6 protein-coding genes and 1 tRNA gene are annotated in these 17,769 nt (G+C 66.0%); 4 read left to right on the top strand and 3 right to left on the bottom strand.

Going from position 1 to position 17,769, the window contains the following annotated elements:
- Positions 1-620: 620 nt before the first annotated feature.
- From NLX83_RS42065 to NLX83_RS29770, 4 genes are all read left to right on the top strand, one after another.
- A complete protein-coding gene (locus tag NLX83_RS42065) occupies positions 621-6,806 on the top strand; it encodes a DEAD/DEAH box helicase (protein ID WP_254238534.1) in 6,186 nt (2,061 codons plus the stop codon).
- Positions 6,803-9,133 carry a hypothetical protein gene (locus tag NLX83_RS29780; RefSeq protein ID WP_254238533.1) on the top strand — a complete coding sequence of 777 codons (2,331 nt, stop codon included), beginning with the start codon at positions 6,803-6,805 and terminating at the stop codon, positions 9,131-9,133. Before NLX83_RS42065 ends, NLX83_RS29780 begins: the two co-directional genes overlap by 4 nt.
- Positions 9,133-15,108 carry an ATP-binding protein gene (locus tag NLX83_RS29775; protein WP_254238532.1) on the top strand — a complete coding sequence of 1,992 codons (5,976 nt, stop codon included), beginning with the start codon at positions 9,133-9,135 and terminating at the stop codon, positions 15,106-15,108. Before NLX83_RS29780 ends, NLX83_RS29775 begins: the two co-directional genes overlap by 1 nt.
- Before the next feature lie 199 nt (positions 15,109-15,307).
- The gene (locus NLX83_RS29770) at positions 15,308-15,502 is read left to right on the top strand and encodes a hypothetical protein (RefSeq protein ID WP_254238531.1); all 195 of its coding nucleotides are present in this window, start codon (positions 15,308-15,310) and stop codon (positions 15,500-15,502) included.
- A gap of 27 nt (positions 15,503-15,529) precedes the next feature.
- Here NLX83_RS29770 and NLX83_RS29765 read toward each other — a convergent pair whose 3' ends face one another.
- The 3 genes from NLX83_RS29765 to NLX83_RS29755 form a co-directional block, all read right to left on the bottom strand.
- Positions 15,530-15,865 (bottom strand): AbrB/MazE/SpoVT family DNA-binding domain-containing protein, encoded by a 336-nt coding sequence (locus tag NLX83_RS29765; protein WP_254238530.1) that lies wholly within the window; start codon positions 15,863-15,865, stop codon positions 15,530-15,532.
- Between the two features lie 377 nt (positions 15,866-16,242).
- Positions 16,243-16,325: transfer RNA gene (locus tag NLX83_RS29760), tRNA-Leu, on the bottom strand.
- A 75-nt stretch (positions 16,326-16,400) separates the two neighbouring features.
- Positions 16,401-17,750, bottom strand: coding sequence for a M20/M25/M40 family metallo-hydrolase (locus NLX83_RS29755; RefSeq protein WP_254238529.1), 1,350 nt, complete (start codon positions 17,748-17,750; stop codon positions 16,401-16,403).
- Positions 17,751-17,769: the final 19 nt, after the last annotated feature.

The following is a 17,769-nucleotide window of genomic DNA, read 5'->3' as shown; positions in this document are numbered from 1 at the left end:
TCCGCCGCCCACCACTGCTGGTGAGATCACCTCAATCATCCTTCCGTGTATTGCGATGAGGACGCGATAAGGGTTGGTGCGGCGCGCGTAATCGGGTACCTCTGGCTGTGCTGGACGTGTCAGAAAGAGAATTTCCCGTCCCGTTCACGATTCCTCCATTTTGAGGAGTTCGCCCGCCTTCGACTGGAATCCGAGTCCTTGAGCTGCTGTGACTCTGAAGAGAAAAGTGCTTTCTGTAGCCGCTTGTTCTTCGGGGTGACTGGTCCGATCGGGTTGTCGCGTTCTGTCCGGGGTGGTTCCCGAGGCGCGGTCCGATGGGGGTATGTGCCTAGGTACTTCGGCGTGTCGGGGCATTGGGCCGCAGCGCTTCCGGTGTCAGGGTCTTGGTGGTGAGTCCGCACCGCTGCGGGAGGCGACGCGTTTTCTCTAGAGAGGTTTTGTTGTCGTCCTTGGCGCTGATTGCGGTCGTATCGACATTTTGGTAACGGCATGGAGACGCGGAAGATAGTGAGTAACGCGATCTGAGCAGTCCGCGATGTGCTGTCACAGTGGCCTAATCGTTGCCATGTTCGGCCGGTGTTGGCTTTTTTCGTCACTGTTCTCGGTGTGGGGAGAAGATAGTGGTGGAGCGTTCTTCACGTGAGGATCCGATGCACCAGCTGCCGGTGCGGCTCCAGCGCGTCGTCGAGCTGGTCGGTGAGTTCGAGTCGGGGTTGACCCGGGCCCAGCTCGGTGACCTCGCGCGTCAACGTGGCCTCCCGGTGCACCAGAGGCTCGTAGAGAGGCTCGTTCTCGATGCCTGTGCCGCCGGCGTTCTGACTGAGACGGACGGCGTGCTGTCGGTTCTCGCCCGTGCGGGCGGCGACTCTCCCGATGACCACAACGCTGTTGGACGGGAATGCGGCGACCAACGGAGTCAGACAGCTCGCGCCGTCGTCATCGACCTGGAAGCGGTGGTTCGGACCACAACTGTCGAGCCCTACACCGACAGGCGCGTGTTCCAGATCGGCGCGGTTCGCATCGGCACGGATCCCGACTGGGTTGCCGCTCAGCCGACCTTCGGCAGGTTCCTCGCCCTGCCCGACGAAGCATGGGAGATCCGCTCCCAGGAAGTACGTCGCCGCCACGCTCGTGAGGCGATAGAACCCGTTGCAGCACTGCGGGAACTTCGCGACTACTGCGCCGGCGCGGACCTGATGGTCAGCTACAACGGGCACGAGTCCGACCTGCCACTGCTCACTGCCGCTTATCAGCGAGAAGAATTGCAGGCGCCGGACCTCGCACATGTGGACGCCCTCTATCTTGCGCACGCGCTGTGGCCCCGAGCCTCGACGCACCGGCTTGCTCCCTTGGCTGCTCAAGTCGGGATTGATCGCGAAGGACTCAACTGGCACGACGCCGTGGATGACGCCGTGCTTCTCGCTCGGCTCCTGCATTGCGCCGCTGAGAAGGTGCGGCAGTGGCCGAGCGGCATCATGGACTTGGTCGCGTCTGTGTGCCCGGATTCCGATGCGTGGGGACTGCTTCGCCGCTTGGCTGCCGCGGGCAGGCCAGACGGGGTGATGCTGGGCGAATCTCGGCCGCACGGTCATGCTGATGTCGCCGACGTTCTGGCGGCGCACCTTGGCACGCACACGCTTCGTCGAACCGCCCACGGCCCGCGCACCCATCGGTCCGGTCTTGTTGTGGGCGACGAGCTCCGAGGTGCGGATCGGCGCGTTGATCCAGCCGCGCTCGCGACAGCCGCCAGGGGTGTGCCAGCTGACCGTCGAGCCGCGCAGGAGCGCATGGCGACAGAGCTGCACGAGTTGGCACAGGCCGGTACTCCCGCGTTGATCGAGGCGCCGACCGGCACCGGCAAGAGCTTCGCGATTCTGGCGGCAGCGCTGGACTGGCTGGCTGGCGCGCCACAGCGGACCGCGGTCATCACGACGTTCACCAAGCAGCTCCAGGCACAGCTCGCCAAGGACGTCGCTCGGCTCGATGGTGCCATCCCGGGGCTTCTCGCATCCTGTGACGTGGTCAAGGGGCAGACGAACCGGCTTTCGTTGCGGTCGTTGGCGATGACCCTCGCCGACGCCACCGCTGCCCCATCGCTGCACGGCCACCCGCGCGCCAGCTCGGGGGGCCGATTCCTCGCCCGCCCCGCGTTTCGTGAGCTCGCGGTGTTCCTGCTCCTGCGTCTCATCGAGACCGACAACATCCCCTCGTCCTGGCGCGCGAGGTCTGTCGACCCTGTCGACCTGCCGCCGTTCTTCCTCACCTACAGCGACCCCGCGCTGCCAGTGTGGCTGGACTCCCTTTCCCAGGCCAGCAACGGCGAGTACCCGGCGAAGGCGTCAGCGGCCATCGCCGATCACACCGACTCGGTTCGGGAAGCTCTCTCCTCCCACCGGCTGCTGCTGGCGAACCACGCCCTGCTGCTGGCGCACCTGGACGATCTCGGATCGCTGGGCGGGGACACGTTGTTGGTGATCGACGAAGCGCACCAGCTCGAAGACGCGGCCACCTCAGCGCTGACGACCACAGTGGACTATCGCGCTGTTGAGAACCTGGTGGAGGAACTGGGAATCTGGTGTGAGAACGCCCAGAGAAGCCCCGCGAGCGACGCGGTGGCGAAGGCTCTGAAACACGTGCGGTACCTGCTTGAGCACGAGCAGCTTCCCCGCATTGCCGGTAGGGCCTTTGACTCCAAGGGCACCGGCGCGGGTGTGGTGGTGGGCTCGCGAACTGTGACGCTGGCGAGCTCATACTCGGGAAGCGCCGGAGCGGAGCAGGTGCGGCAACTGTCGTCGCTCCTGCGGCGATTGGGCGGTCACTGCAACGCGGTTTCCCGCGCGCTGGGTGGGTATGTCGCTTCCCACGAGTCGGTTCTGGACTTCTTCGAACACGAACGCGCCACCGCTCTGCGCGCACGGTGCACGGAGGTCTCGGAGTCCGCCGGGAGCGTCGTCGCCGACATCGAGAATACAGTCGGCCCAGTTCCGGTCCACGATGTCGTTGCCCCAGAAGGGGTAGCCGACTCGGGCGTCGAGGATCAGGACGACGTCGAGGATGACGGTCCGAGCTTGGAACTGCACTACACGACTGACGTGGACGACGGTGAGTCCGACGAGGAAACGGACGAGCTGGACGATGATCCGACCGCGTCGATGTCGATGGTGGTGCTGCCGGACACCTCGAACCGGGTGGTGTACGCGGAAGAGCTCGGAGTGCTCAGTGCCGGGTTGCGCCGCTACAGGTTCCGGATCGCCAGCAGCCCTGTCGAGCTTTTCGCTGACGCCACCTGGCAGCGGTTCCTCACCACCTTCGCGAGGACTTACTACGTCAGCGCCACGCTGCGCGTCGCTGGACGGTGGCAGTTCATCAAAGACCGGCTCGGTCTGCCGGCGGGCATTCGCGCGCTTGAACTGGAGACGCCGTTCGACCTGGACAAGCAGGCTGAACTGATCTGCTTGTCAGACTTTCCTTCCTGGGCCGAGCAATCAGAAGGGGCGATGCGCACGGTCGCTCACCAGCTGGCCGGGTACTCGCGCGAGGTCATCAGTGAGGTCTCCTTCAACGATGACGCCGAGGAGCGCCGAGGGGGCTTCGACGGTGGTGCGTTGGTGCTCACCACCGCGCGTTCGACCGCGGGTGGAATCGCCGATCACCTCGCAACGGAGCTGCGTCGTCGCGGTGACCAGACCACGGTCGTCTCCGCGCTGGTGCTGGGAAACCCGCGTGCGGTGGACCAGTTCACCGATGACGAGCATGGTGGCGGGATTCTTGTTGGCACAAAAGGGCTGTGGCAGGGCGTTGACGTCGCGGACCACCGACGACTGCGGTTGGTCTGGATCAACAAACTTCCCTTCGCGCCCTTCGCGGCCCCCGTCATCGAGACCCGGCGCGCCGCCGTTGCCGCCCGGGCCGAAGCCGCCAGGGCGGATGATCCGGAGGCGGTGGCGACCGAGACCTATTACCTCCCGCTGGCCGCATTGCAGTTGCGGCAGGCGGTTGGACGGCTCGTCCGATCGAAAGAACATCGCGGCGTGGTGGTGATCAGCGACCGGAAGCTGGCCGGTCAGGCGACCCTGCGGCGGATGTACCGCAGGACCTTCCTGGAGTCCCTCGACGGTGGGTTGCTGCGAGCCGATCCGATCACCGGGGAGCCGGCTGGCGGCAACGTGGTCACCATGGCCGAAGGCTGGTCGAGGATATGGGCGTTCCTAGCTGCCGAAGGTGTGCTCAGCGAGGAACGGGCGGCGGAGCTGAGTTCTCCGGAAGCGTTGGAGGAACAGACTCTGCTGCCGGAGACGCGCGAGATCAGGAAACTGGAGCTGACTGCCGACGAAGTCCGCCGGCACCGTGATGCCGGCACCCTCGAAGAAGTGGTGTTGTGCCGTGCAGCGAAGATCGGCGGATTGCTCCGCCTGTCCCAAGAACCCACGGAACTCAAACCGGCGCAGCGCAGTGTCATCGCCGCGGTGGCTCGCGGACAGAATGTCCTTGGACTTCTTCCCACCGGTTTCGGCAAGAGCTTCTGCTTCCAGCTGCCCGCGCTGGTGTTGCCCGGCGTGACCGTGGTGGTGTCGCCACTCATCGCTCTAATGCACGACCAGGCCCTCGAACTCAACCGCAGCATCGGCGGAGCGGTGCGCGCACTGGTCGCGCCGCTTCGGGAATCGAACTCGCGGGCGGGAAAGACCGAGGTCGCCGAGCAACTCCTGGGGCGTACCGACCACGGGATTCGCATGGTCTACGTGTCACCGGAACGCTTGTGCCAGCGTCGGTTTCGGGAGTTGGTCCGAGGAGCTGTCGAGAACGGGATCGTCACCCGGATCGTGCTGGACGAGGCGCACACGTTCGTGCAGTGGGACGATTTTCGTCCTGCGGTGAGCCGGGTCGAGCACTTTCTCGCCGAGCTGCGCCGGGACTTCGACTTGCCGGTCACCGCGCTCACGGCGACCGCGAACCGCACAGTGTGCTCAGGACTGCGTTCCGGTGTGTTCGGCGTCGAACCCGAAGCGCCCGGCGGGGCCTCCGGCGAGGTGGCCGAGGCGGCGATCGGTGCGCTGCACACCGTGCGGGAGAACCCGTTGCGCCCGGAGTTGGCGATCCACCGCAGGAGCATCAAGAACGCTGGGCCGTCGATCTCCGCCGGACTGGCCGAAGTCGTGCTGGACGCGGTGAGCGACCACGCGATCTTCTACTGCCTCACGGTGAAGGAGGTCGTCGCCCTGCACGCGCACCTGCGCGACTACCTCGGGGATGGCGGCGTGCGGGTGCGTCGATTCCACGGCAGGCTCACCGAGGTCGAGAAGTCCTCGGTGATGACCGAGTTCCGGGAAGCGCCTCGAAAGGACGACGAGGGGTTCGTGCCCCTGGTCATCGTCGCTACGAGCGCCTTCGGCCTGGGAGTGAACAGGCCCGACGTTCGAACCGTGTTCTGTGTGTCAGCTCCGACCGATCTTGCGGCCCTGTACCAACAAATCGGGCGTGCGGGTCGTGACGGGGCGGGAGCGGCGACGGGTGCTGACACCTCCGCGCCCGTGAACATCGGACTCGCGCTGATGACCAATCGGGGTTTGCGGACGATCCGGTTCATGACGACCAGCAGCATCCCGGAACCGCTGCTCGAAAGAATGGGACGCGCGGTGCTGGCGTGCGACGGGGTGCTCGACGCCGTCGCTGTCGCTGACGGGCTCATCGGCGAAGACCTCAAGTCGGACTTGCTGACCGCTGACGAGGCGAGGAGGAGCCGTACCAGCGAGAACTACCAGAGCACCGTGATGCGGGCGTTCGCGGTGCTCTCGGAGCGGGGCCTGGTGGCGGACCTCGGGGATTTTCCGCCGCTGTGCACTGTGAAGGCCGGTGAACTGCACGGCGTCAGGATCCAACGCGGCCAGGTCGATGCCGTGAGCACCGAGGACGCCGTTATCGCGGCGGTTCTTGCCTTGCCGGTTCGCGCCGAGCGGGCAAACGGCCTCCGTCGTGAGCGACTGGATGTTGTTCGACTGGACAACCAACTCGCCAAGGTGGTGCCGGAGTACCGGACGCTCTGCGAGGACGCGGCTGGCACTTGGCAGCTGTTGGCCGACCTGCACGATCGGGGGCTTCTTGATGTCTCAGCCGCCCCGTCTCGCCGACTGGTGACCGGAGTGCGAGTCGAAGACATCGAGCTTCCTCACGACTTCGTCGATCACATGTTGGCCAAGGCGTATCGCGTCGCCCAGGAAGTCCATCTGCTGGAGGAGTTTTTCGGGAACGACGGGACATGCGCGAACCAGAGGCTCGCCGACTACTTCGGAGTCGACCTCCCCGCAGGGTGTTGTTCTCATGCCGGCAACAGATGCTCTGGGTGCTGGAACGCGGGCGACTGGCCGCTGGGGGAGAGCATGCCGGGAATCGTCGATGCGTTCCGGACACCGAAGCCAAGACCCACCGGAGCGGGAGGTGATTCGGTGCAGCGGAAGCGACTTCTCGACAAACAGGTCTCACAGCTGGTCTGGTTGATGTTCAACGGCATCCGTGCCAGTGAGTTGTACCGGGCCCTGCGCGGTGAGGACTCGTACTTCAATCCGTACACCCGCCGACGAGTTCCGATTCGGGTCAAGCTCACCACCAGCCGTTACTTCGGCGCCAATCCCGCTGTACGCAGCAAGGAAATCGACAGCTCGCTCACTCGGCTCGTCGCCGCCGGTCGTGTGGTCGCGGACGGAAAGCGTTGGCGGGACGTGGCAAGCGCAGGCCAGCAAACGACCCTTGCGCTGCGGGCGAGCACGCCTGAGCAACCGCGACGTTCGAACGGAGAGGAGACGGTATGACCGAAAACGGTGTGTGGAAGCCGTACATCGATGTGGCGTTGTTGACACCTCCGATGGTGTTCGGTTTCGACAAGGCCGAGGCGCGCGACCAGGAAAGGCTGCTGGCGTACCTCTCCGCGCTGGTGGCGACGCGGACCGCGCCGGTCCACGTCAACGTCGCCTTCAACGCGGCGTTCTTCGGGTTCGACCTGGCGCAGCGGAGCTATGTCGGGGGTCCGGTTGATCCGTTCGCTTTCCCGGTCGTGCCGCCGACCGACGTGATCGACGCCCTGCCGGTAGGGGCGATGGTGCGGGTTGACGCTGGGGCAGAGCACGTCTACGCGGAGGTGGTCTACAAGGAAGGCGCACATCCCACACTCGGTGATGACGGCGAGGTGCACCCGTGGTTGTCCGGTGCGCCGCTCGGCGCTGTTGGCCCAGGGCGCGTCGACGATGAGGCAGATCCCCTGTTGTCCGAGCGACTTGTGGTCGACAGTGATGCGTTCGGATCAGGCTTCTCGCTCAGTGGCGAGAAACTGCACCGGTTGCGGCGGCTCGGTCGTGGGTTCCGCGGGGACGGTCACCTCGTTCGGCAATCGCGTTATCCCACTCGCGCTGATGCGGACCTCGACGACATGTCGTTCTACGCGCGATACCTGCTCACCCGGGTTGAGCCGCAGATCATGAGTTCCGCCGCCCCCATGCCGATGGAGGACGTGCTCGAAGGCAACGCCGACAGTGCTCAGTGGGAAGGTGCGATTCACGGGTTGTTGCGCACGATCCGCGCGGCGCTGGAACATTTAGAGGACGTTCGCATGTGGCGTGGCTACGCCTTCACCCGAGCGTCGATGTGCGCACGTCTCAACGATTCAGGCGTGCTCGGTGGTGGTGACATGACCGACATCGCTTCCCAACTGGCCCGCAGTCCGATCCCGTCGAGTCATCGGCGCCGGAGCGCGGAGCGGTGTGTGTCGTACACGGCGGTCGGCCCGCAGCTGCGCGGTGTGCAGGGCGCGGAGAGTCGACTGACCGGCCTCGACTACGCGCTGGCGGTGTGCCACGCCAACACCGTTCTGAGCGACTACACCCATCGTGAGGTCGACCAGGAAACGAAGCTGTTGGCCGGTGATGTCCACTTGCGACTCGACGATGAGTGGCAGGGCGGCGGTGTGTGGCGCGCCGAACGGCCTGGGAGCGCTTTCGCGCGCGTGGACGTCACCGAGCCGCTCGGCAGGGGATGGCTGGAAACGCTGGCTGGGCTTCCGGAAGCCGTTGTTCTCCAAGAGGAACGTGCACTTGAGTGGTTGTCCGAACCGACAGATGTCACTGAGGACGAGAACATGGCACCCGCTGATTGGGAGGTCACTGACAGCCAGCTGTCGTGGTCGCAACCGCTGAGGCTGGTGCACCTGCTCGAAGGACGGTTGCCACTACCCGATCGCATCGCTGACGCCATGGTCGCTTCGCGGCTCGCGGGAGTCGGTCTTCGTCTGCTGAGCAAACACGAGGGTTACCAGCTCGATCCGCAGGAAGCCGGACAGAACGTGCGGGCGGAGCTGCACGGTCCGCGACGAGAGATCACCTCGATCGACTGGCCGTTGGAGTTCTTCCCGGGAATGGTTCTGACCTGCTCGTGGACCAAGGACGGGACCTTGGTCCGGGTGTGCTCAACGCTGCTTGAGGTGCCGGTTTCCGTTGACGGGCAGACGATCGAGCACAGGTACGCGGCGTGGATCTTGGCTAGGGACGCCGCTCCCGGGGAACCTCGTTGGGGTAAAAGGGATTCTCGGTCGGTGGGGGTGCTCACTTTGCCGCAGCGAGTGCTTCGGGCCGTGCGCAGGAACGGAAAGGTGCACAGCGACGGCCGGACCGTGCTGGGGCGTTCCCAGCTCAGTCGCTCCGTGTACGGGGCGGAGGGTGCGGTCGAGGTTTCTCTCGACGACGTTGTCACGAAGCTCATTGCTTCCCAGGACCTCCGGGAAGACATCGCGAGCGTCGACGCGAACGGCGGCCTTCGTTTTCCCGCGGTAGCTGGTTTTTCCACCGTTCCCGTCCTGGTCTACCAGCCCTCGATCGTGCCGAGGGGGAGCGGACCTAGTCGAGAACCGGCGTTGCCGCACCTGGACTCGCGGTTCGTTCGCGAGCACCCCGTCACCGGCCATCTGCGCCGCATCGGTCATCTCGGCAAGCGGCCTACGGCGAAGGCGCGAGAGCTCTACCGGGCCGAGTGCGCACAACGCGGCGTCGTTGACGCAGAACTACCGGCGGACAGCACTTTCGTCTCCGATTTTCGGCGACGTCCCCGACGTGCGCTTGAAGCAACCAATCACTTCACGACGGAGGACTGATGGCCCACCACCGTTCGCGACAGTCGTGCCACTGCGGGCAGACCGCGATCATGGACTCGGTACTCGCCGTGCCCCCGCAGGAGCGTGCTGACAACCCAGAACTGAACAGCGCGCTGGTGGAGCTGTCCGTCGCGTTGACCGCGGCCCGTCCCGAGCTGCCGACGGTCGTCGCGGACCTCACGGAGCAGGACGTGCGGCGCGCTCTCAAGGTCATTCCTGTTGGCAGGCGAGGGGACGTGCTGCGCCCGCTGGGGATGACGATCCTTCCGAGACGGATCGCACTGCCCTTGTGTCAGGACGTCGTTGCCCGGTTGCATCGAGCGACCGGTCACACCGCGCGGCATGCTTCGCTGGCTCTGACCAGCGTGGTCCGTCGCGATCTCGCGCTGTGGGTCTTCGCGGACCAGCTCGGCGGTGACCTGAGCGCCCCAGAGCGGGGCCCGGAGGAGATATGGGGACCGACGCTGCTGCGCTTGACCCTGTGGGCCACCGGCAAAGCAACGATCCAGGATGCTCGATTGTGGCACTGGGCGGCGGACCGGCCATGGTTCAGCGCGAGCGGGGAAGCCGGTCCCTGTGCTGCTGTCCACCGGGCCGCGGAGCGGGTTGTTCGCGAGTCCGCTGCTTACCGCTTCCAGCCGAAACTCAGTGCACGGAGCAAGGGCAGCAAGGGGAAGTCCACTGTGGATGATCAGCCGCCGCGAGAGGTGAACGAAGCCGCGCACGCCGAGGAAAGCGTTGTGCCTTTGCCTGACACGAGTGTGGAATCTGAAAGGGAGAAGTCCACCACGGTTGACCTGCGGGCGGCGTGCGAAGCACTCGACGGGGCGTTCGCTGAGGCCCTGACAGCGGCCCGCCGTGTGGCGGAGTCGCTGGCGGCGTCATGCCCTCCCGCTCGGGACGACCTGACCGTGTTGGTGTCCGCGAGGTCCTCCTTCGACCTCGTCATCAACGCGCTGGGTGAGGCCGGTGCGGAGATCGCGGAGGAGAGTTCGGCTGCGGTTCGTGAGGCCGTCAACCTGATCGCCGCCGCTTCACGGGACGGTGACGTGAGAGCGTCGCTGACCTTGTTGTGCTCCTTGACCGTTGCCGATAACAACGTGTTGCTGGCGCAGTTGGCCTCGGTACGCGCCGAGGCCATAACTCTCCTGGAGTTGAGGGAGTGGGGCGATGCGGACAGGATGTCGGCGACGGTGCTGGGCACGCTCGTGTCGCTGGCGGAACCCACGGTTGACGTGCAGACCAGGATGGAAGCGATCCAACTGTTCACGACCGCCAAGCCGGAGTTCGCCGCGCTCGCCGTCCAAGCATCGCTGCTGGTTCTGAACACCGACGGAACCGATGCGGTTTCGGAGGCCGATGCCGATCGTTCAACTCCTGATCAGTCCATTGTGGATGAGCTGTCCGGTCCTCGGCGGTCCGAGGAGTCCGTCGCGGCGACGGGGCGGGAGGAGACGGACACCGCACCCGCGGAGACGATTGCCGCGAGCGCTCCAGTTCCCGTTGAGCGCCCGGAACTCGAACGCCCAGTGCTGAGCGAGACGGTCCTGGAACACAGCCGCCTCGTAGCGACTGTCGCGGATCTGGTCGCGGCGCAGCGGTTCGGGATGGCGGCGCTGCTGATCACCGCAGACGGGTGGCCCGTCGCCAAGCGGTCTGTCCTGCGTGTGGCCGCGCTGGCGGATGTGGTGCACAGCGAGAAGAGCGCTTGCGCCGTTGTTCTCCGACGTGAGCTGAGCACGGTCAACATGGACGAGGTTGTTGGCGACTTGGCGAGTGTGCTGCTCGCCATTCCTGCCCTCGTGCGCGCCGCGTTCGTCACTGGTGACCCGAACACCGGAGCGCTGCTCGGGGAGCTCTCGAACCGGGTCGAACCCAATCTCGCTGGCCTGGCTGAGCAGGTCGGCAAGCGCGCGCTTCAGGGCGCGCTCGTTGGGTCACCGGTGTTGACGGTGCTCGCGGACGTCAACGAGTCCGAACGCGTCCTTCGGGACGTGACCGACAAGGCGGCGCAGGTGCTCGGGCGCCATCGGTCGTTGCGCTTCAAACGAGCGACGGACATCGCGAAGACCTGGCTGGCCGTTGATGGAATGCTTGGCCGCCCGCTGACCCTGGTCGCCACCAACAACCAGAGCGCGGTCAACGAGGTCAGCACCGCGCTGGTGACCTTGAGCGACAGTTCCGCTGTGACCGGTGAACTCGACCTGCTCGACCGCAAGCTGCGCGGGTCCGGCGGCAAACCCGTTGAAGGTGCGGGACGGCAGGCGCTGCTCAACCTCGTGCAGGAGGCGTTGCGGCCATTGGCCGAGTGGACCGAGACGGTCCTTTCCCTGACCAGAGCGAATCGCCGGGACACGTGGAGCACCGGCGAGGTCACCGCCATGCGGGAAGCGCTGTTGACCAGCAGGCCCGAGGTTGTTGAGGCGCTGACGAAACAGGCTCAGCACAGCGACCGGTTGGTCGCCGCTGCAGCCCGTGCCGCGATCGGTTCTCTCACAACGACGTTCTCGGTGCTGGAGGGGAAGCGGGCTCTTCTGGCGCGTGAGCCTGCTCCGGAATTCGTGTTGACTGGCGAGCTGCTGAAGGTTCCCGGCGCAAGCATCGACCTGTCCCTGAGCAAGGTCACCGCGCCGGAGAACACCACCTCGGCCGAACTCGTCGTCGCGGCGGAGCGGGACTGGAACGAGGCCATTGGTGCGCAGATCGAAGCGGAGAACTACGCCGCGGCGCGATTCGTGCTCGATGCCGTGCAAGGAGGCGGGATCTCGAACGCGGACAGAGGCGATACGCCACTGGCGGTGTCGGAGGCAGAGCTCGACGTGGCGGAGCGCGCCAGTCGTAACGAACTGACCGCGCGGCACGCACAACTGACCATCGAGCTTCGTCAAGCGCGGTTGAACGCCGAGATCACCGACGAGCAGGACGGCGAACTCACCGGCCTTCTCAACGACGCCGCGCCCATCGGGCAAGACCTGGGGACCGTGCGCACCAAGTTGGCGCGCGTCGCCGAAACACAGGTGCGCTACCGCACCGAAGCCGGTCTGCGCCTTCAACAACGCCTCGCGGATCTGCCCAATGTCGATGAGGCGACGATCGAGCGAGTCACCCGGCTGATCAACACTGGCCAGCTCTCCACCGCGGAGGAGCTCACCTATTTCCTCGAAATCGGTGTCCCGGTGCCGAAAGTGCCCAAGCGCAAGGACCTGGTGCGCTACTTCCCGACGGTTCCGGATGCGTTGCCGCGAGGGCTCACTCCCGAACTCATCGCCGTGATCCGCGGCAGCCGCCAGGTGCAGGGGTGCGAGGTCCTGAACTTCTCGAAACTCAGCTCGGATGTTGCCGCGACCACGGCAGAGGCGTTGTCCGGCTGGCTCCAGATGAGCACGACGCCGCCGGAAGGACGATGGAACCGCATCAACGAGCGGCAGCTGTTGCTACCGGCTCTCAGGGTCATCGGGATCGAGTGCCGCAGGATTGAGCGGGTCACCGAGGTGCCGCACGGGCCGAACCGACGTTTCGTGGACGTGTGCGACATCAAGGTCCATGGCAGCGCCCTGGTGCCGGCGTTCAGCGAGAAGAAGCTCAACAAGCGACTCCGGGTGTTGCTCGCATGGGGGCAGCACGGCGCGGAACAGCTCATGGGTTTCGCTGACCAGGACCACTCCGAGGAATGTCTGTTGATCGCGTACTTCGGGACGATGAGCACGCAGACGCGGCAAGAACTCGCTAGGCGGGCGGTGCGCAGCGCGGCTCCCGTTCTGGTGCTAGATGACTCCGCGCTCGCCTACCTCGCGGCACAGGGCAATGGGCAGATGGACGCGACGATGAGCGTGCTGTTGCCCTTCTCCAACGTGAACCCGTACCTCAGGCAGAAGCGCGGACTGGTCGCGGAGGAGATGTTCTACGGCCGTGACGCGGAGCGGAAGAGCCTGCTCGACCCGGACGGCACGCAGTTGATCTTCGGCGGGCGTGGGCTCGGCAAGAGCGCGCTGCTACGCAACGCCGCAGCGCGTTTCGAGCACCAGAAACGACACGAGCACGTCGCGATCTACCTGAGCCTGGACACGGTCGGCATCGCGCCTGATTCGGCGATCGGGTCAGACGCCATCTGGAGCGCGTTGGCGCGGGACCTGATCGAGCGCGAGGTCATCACGCGTCCACGAGGCCGGAAGTCGGTGGCACCGTACGAGCAGGTTCGTTCGGGTCTGTTGGAGTGGACGAAGACCAACCCGCAGCGCCGTCTGCTGATCCTGCTGGACGAGTGTGACCGGTTCTTCGAGGCCGACGCTCCCCGGTTCTCCGAGACGACCCGACTCAAACACCTCGGCGAGTCCGCCAACAGCAAAGTGAAGGTCGTTTTCGCCGGACTGCACTCCGTCCAGCGCTACACGAAGAGTTCGCCGAACGGTCCTTTCAGCCACCTGGCGCAGCGCCCGACGGTGATCGGCCCGCTGCGCCCCCAGTTCGCCTCGGATCTCCTGACGCGTCCGTTGCAGGCACTCGGATTCGACTTCGCGGAACCCGACTTCGTCAACCGCGTCCTTGGCTATTGCTCGTACCAGCCGTTCCTGCTGCAAATGTTCGGCAACAGGCTGGTCGAGGCGATGCACGTGAAACGCGCGACGGTCGAACCCCTTGGTGAGGGCCCGCCGTTCAACATCACCCGTGCGGACGTCGAGAGCGTTGAGGCCAACGCTGACCTGAAGGCCGACATCAACGCGGCCTTCCGCGACACGTTGCACCTAGACCCGCGGTACAACGTCATCGCGAATGTGTTGGCGCACAACGCGCACGAGAGCGGCCTGGACGCGAGGCTGACGGACGTGCAGGTGCGCGAGGAATGCCTCGGCTGGTGGCCGGCCGGGTTCACCACACTGGACATCGAGGGTTTCCGGGCGTACTTGCAGGAGATGGTCGGCCTGGGTGTGCTGGCCCCGAACAACGACGGCAGGGGCTGGCACCTGCGCAGCCCGAACGTGCTGTCGATGATCGGTTCCCGCAAGGACGTGGAGACGCAGCTGGTCGGCGCCGAGACCTCCCTGCTCCCGGAGGAATTCACCGCGTTGGAGCAGCGCCTGGAGCTTGCGGACGGTCGCTGGTCCCCGTTGACAGCCAGTCAGGTCAACGACCTGGTGGGCGTGCACACGAACCAGGTCCGCGTTGTCCTGGGAACGTCGGCGACCGGGATCCAGATGGCCGCGACCGGGATCAGGAAGGCGACCGGCGAGGGAGGTCTGTTCACGGTGCCGTCCATCTCGATGCGTCGCCACTTCGAGGAAGAGCTGATCGCGGGAAAGCCCGGGGAACGACGGGTGATCATCGACGACCTCGTGGTGCCCGCGCCGAACGACGAGGCGTGCCTGGAGGCCCTCGCCGCCGCCGTCGAGCGGGTGCCGACAGTGCCCGGCGTGACACGCTCCGCCGTCATCATCGCCGGACCGGACCAGTTCAGCGTCTGGCGTGCGGTTCTCGGCGCCGCTCCTGCCAAGGGTGCGACGTCCGTGGGCGTGGTGCTGCTGCGTAGGTACGACAGGTCATCGCTGCGGGTGTGGACGTTGTCGAGTGGTCACTTCTCGCACGAGGAGCGCTTCGAGAAACTGCTTGAGGTCACCGGAGGGTGGCCGATGCTGGTCGAGGAAGCGGCGATGCTGGTGTCCACCGGCAGGGACGAACAGGAAGCCCTTCGGCGGGTAGCAGAGCGGTTGGCGCAGCCAGAAGGGGCAGCGGCCCTGGTCGACGCGGTCGGGCTGACCGCGGAGGAATCCCTCCTCCGGGCATTCGAGGTGGTGGTCGTGCTGGCTGACCTCGGCCCGATCTCGCGCTCAGATCTGCTGGAAACTGTCGAAGAAGTGCTGGAGGAACCAGAAACCACCCTCGATTGCCTGATCGCGTTGCAGTTGTTCGACATCGACGCTGAGGGCAGATACGAACTGGAGTCCCGAGTGCTCGCGGCCTGGCCACATCGAACGCGCTGACAGGCACGATCCATCGTCCACTGTGAACACCACCGGCCGACGTATTGCACTCTTTATCGAATAGGTGTTCGATAAAGAGTGCAATACGTCGGCCACAAGGCAAGTTGTCCCCTGAGCGGGCGAGCCTGGAAGGTGTAGGGAAGGATTGCGCCGTGCGAACTGCCCCCTACCCTTCCCTCACGGCATCGCGCCGGACGCGATGAGCTCTCCGCTGGCGAACACGATCCAAGTGGAACCGGGCACCGCACGCGACCTGCGCGAGGCCCGTTCAGTGAACGCGCGGATCTTCGACACCACGGCGACGATCGTCCACCGCCGCAATGATCTTGAGCATGAACGGCGGCGCAGCGCCGGCCTCGTCGATCTCAAGTCGATGGAGCTGCTCGATGTGTAGTACGGATCGTTGGCTCGGCGGGTGCCGTCAGAGACAACTGGGATGTAGGCCGAGAACGTCGTCGGCACCAGCTTCCGCACGACCGGTACGGGGAGAAGCTGCTCGATGGAGACGCCCATCCGCTCCAGCACGAGCCGGGCCGCTTCCACTTCCGGCGAAGCTCCGGACGGCGCCGTCATAGGCGATCACCGCCCAGCAGCTCGACGTGACGCGCCACGAGCAGCTCGTCCAGCGCGACAGGCGGGTGCACACCACCAGCACGTTCTGGTCGGGGTCGGCCACGAGCAGGACACGATCGCCCGGGACCAGGCCGCAGCAGTGCCGCACCGACGCGGGCAACCGCAGATGCCCCTGCTTGGTCACCGAACACCCCACCCGGAACCGCGTGGACAACCAGCAACCCGCAGGCCTCGCGAATGTTCAGCCGCGTTTCCGGACTCCACCGCAGCACGGTCATCACGGCATGGTTGGCGACACGGCCTCGGCTGTCCACCGCCGCCAACCCATAGACGACGCTGCTCATGCGCGAAGCCGGGATCGCCGACGGCGGAAACGGAGAACGAGCCGTCAACCGCGTAGACGAGCGGGGTGTGGTAGTTGGAAGCACAACAGGTGCGACCACCGGGCCGGTCCGAGGACCACGGCCACGCACAACAAACCAGCCCGGAAGGGGCTAGTTCAGTGTTTTGGAGCGCCTTCGAGCACAGGCGCGTCAGACGAGCATGTATGCGACGTTTTTGTGTCCGAGGGGGGACTTGAACCCCCACCCCATTTCTGGGACTAGCACCTCAAGCTAGCGCGTCTGCCATTCCGCCACCCGGACCTGGTGTGTGGGCACACAGTAGCCCACGGGGGCCGGGGCTGGGGCACCGGCCCCCTTCTGTCCGAAGAGGACGGATCAGCTGTGGCGGAGGAAGCGGTCCAGGACGCGGGTGCCGAACTGGAGGGCTTCGACGGGGACGCGTTCGTCGACTCCGTGGAAGAGGGCGGAGAAGTCGAGGTCGGCGGGCAGCTTCAGGGGGGCGAAGCCGAAGCAGCGGATGCCGAGGCGGGAGAAGGCCTTGGCGTCGGTGCCACCGGAGAGCATGTAGGGCACGACCTTGGCGCCGGGGTCCTCGGCCATGATCGAGGCGGACATGGTGTCGACGAGGGGGCCGTCGAAGCTGGTTTCGAGGGCGGGGAGGTTGGCGATCCACTCGCGTTCGACGTCGGGGCCGAGGATCTCGTCGAGTTCGCGTTCGAAGGCGGGCTGGCGGCCGGGGAGGATGCGGCAGTCGACGACGGCCTCGGCGCTGGAGGGGATGACGTTGGCCTTGTAGCCGGCGTTGAGCATGGTGGGGTTGGCGGTGTCGCGAAGGGTGGCGCCGATGATGCGGGCGAGGCCGCCGAGCTTGGCGACGGCGCCGTCGATGTCGTCCTCGCCGAACTCCAGGCCGGTCATTTCCGTGATGGCGGCGAGGAACTCGCGCACGGAGTCGGTCATGACGAGCGGGAATGTGTGCCTGCCGAGGCGCGCGACGGCCTCGGAGAGCCGGGTGACGGAGTTGTCGTCGGTGAGCATGGAGCCGTGCCCAGCGCGCCCGCGCACGCGCAGCCGCATCCAGGCGATGCCCTTCTCGGCGGTTTCGATGAGGTAGGCGCGGACGCCGTCCTTGACGGTGATGGAGAAGCCGCCGACCTCGCCGATTGCCTCGGTGCAGCCGTCGAAGAGCTCGGGGCGGTTGTCGACGAGCCACTGCGCGCCGTGCAGGCCGCCTGCCTCCTCGTCGGCGAGGAACGCGAAGACGATGTCGCGGGGCGGGACGATGCCGTCGCGCTTGAGGCGGCGGGCGGTCGCCAGCGTCATGGCGACCATGTCCTTCATGTCGACGGCGCCGCGGCCCCAGACGTAGTCGTCCTGGACGGCGCCGGAGAAGGGGTGCACCGACCATTCGCTGGCGTCGGCGGGGACGACGTCGAGGTGTCCGTGCACGAGCAGCGCCGGGCGGCTGGGGTCGGCGCCTTCGAGGCGGGCGAAGACGTTGCCGCGGCCCTTCATCCCGGTGCCGGACTCGACGTAGGTGGTGTCGTAGCCGACGTCGGCGAGCTGCGCCGCCACGTACTCGGCGGCCGCGCGCTCCCCCACCACGGTGTCGGGGTCGCCGGTGTTGGTGGAGTCGATCCGGATGAGCTCGCTGGCGAGGGTGATCACCTCCTCCTCGGCGAGTCGGAGGGTGTCCTGCGCTGTGCCGTCGTTGTCGCTGCCCACCTGGCCTTTCTACCACCCG

The organism is Allokutzneria sp. A3M-2-11 16 (assembly GCF_024213555.1).
Classification (GTDB): domain Bacteria; phylum Actinomycetota; class Actinomycetes; order Mycobacteriales; family Pseudonocardiaceae; genus Allokutzneria.
The sequence above is the reverse complement of the archived record's forward strand: the minus strand, read 5'-3'. Positions and strand labels throughout refer to the sequence as shown.

Bases quoted from the DNA above. Each gene is read 5' to 3' on its own strand.
- NLX83_RS29780 (WP_254238533.1), top strand. From the start codon at position 6,803: ATGACCGAAAACGGTGTGTGGAAGCCGTACATCGATGTGGCGTTGTTG.
- NLX83_RS29775 (WP_254238532.1), top strand. From the start codon at position 9,133: ATGGCCCACCACCGTTCGCGACAGTCGTGCCACTGCGGGCAGACCGCG.
- NLX83_RS29770 (WP_254238531.1), top strand. From the start codon at position 15,308: ATGAGCTCTCCGCTGGCGAACACGATCCAAGTGGAACCGGGCACCGCA.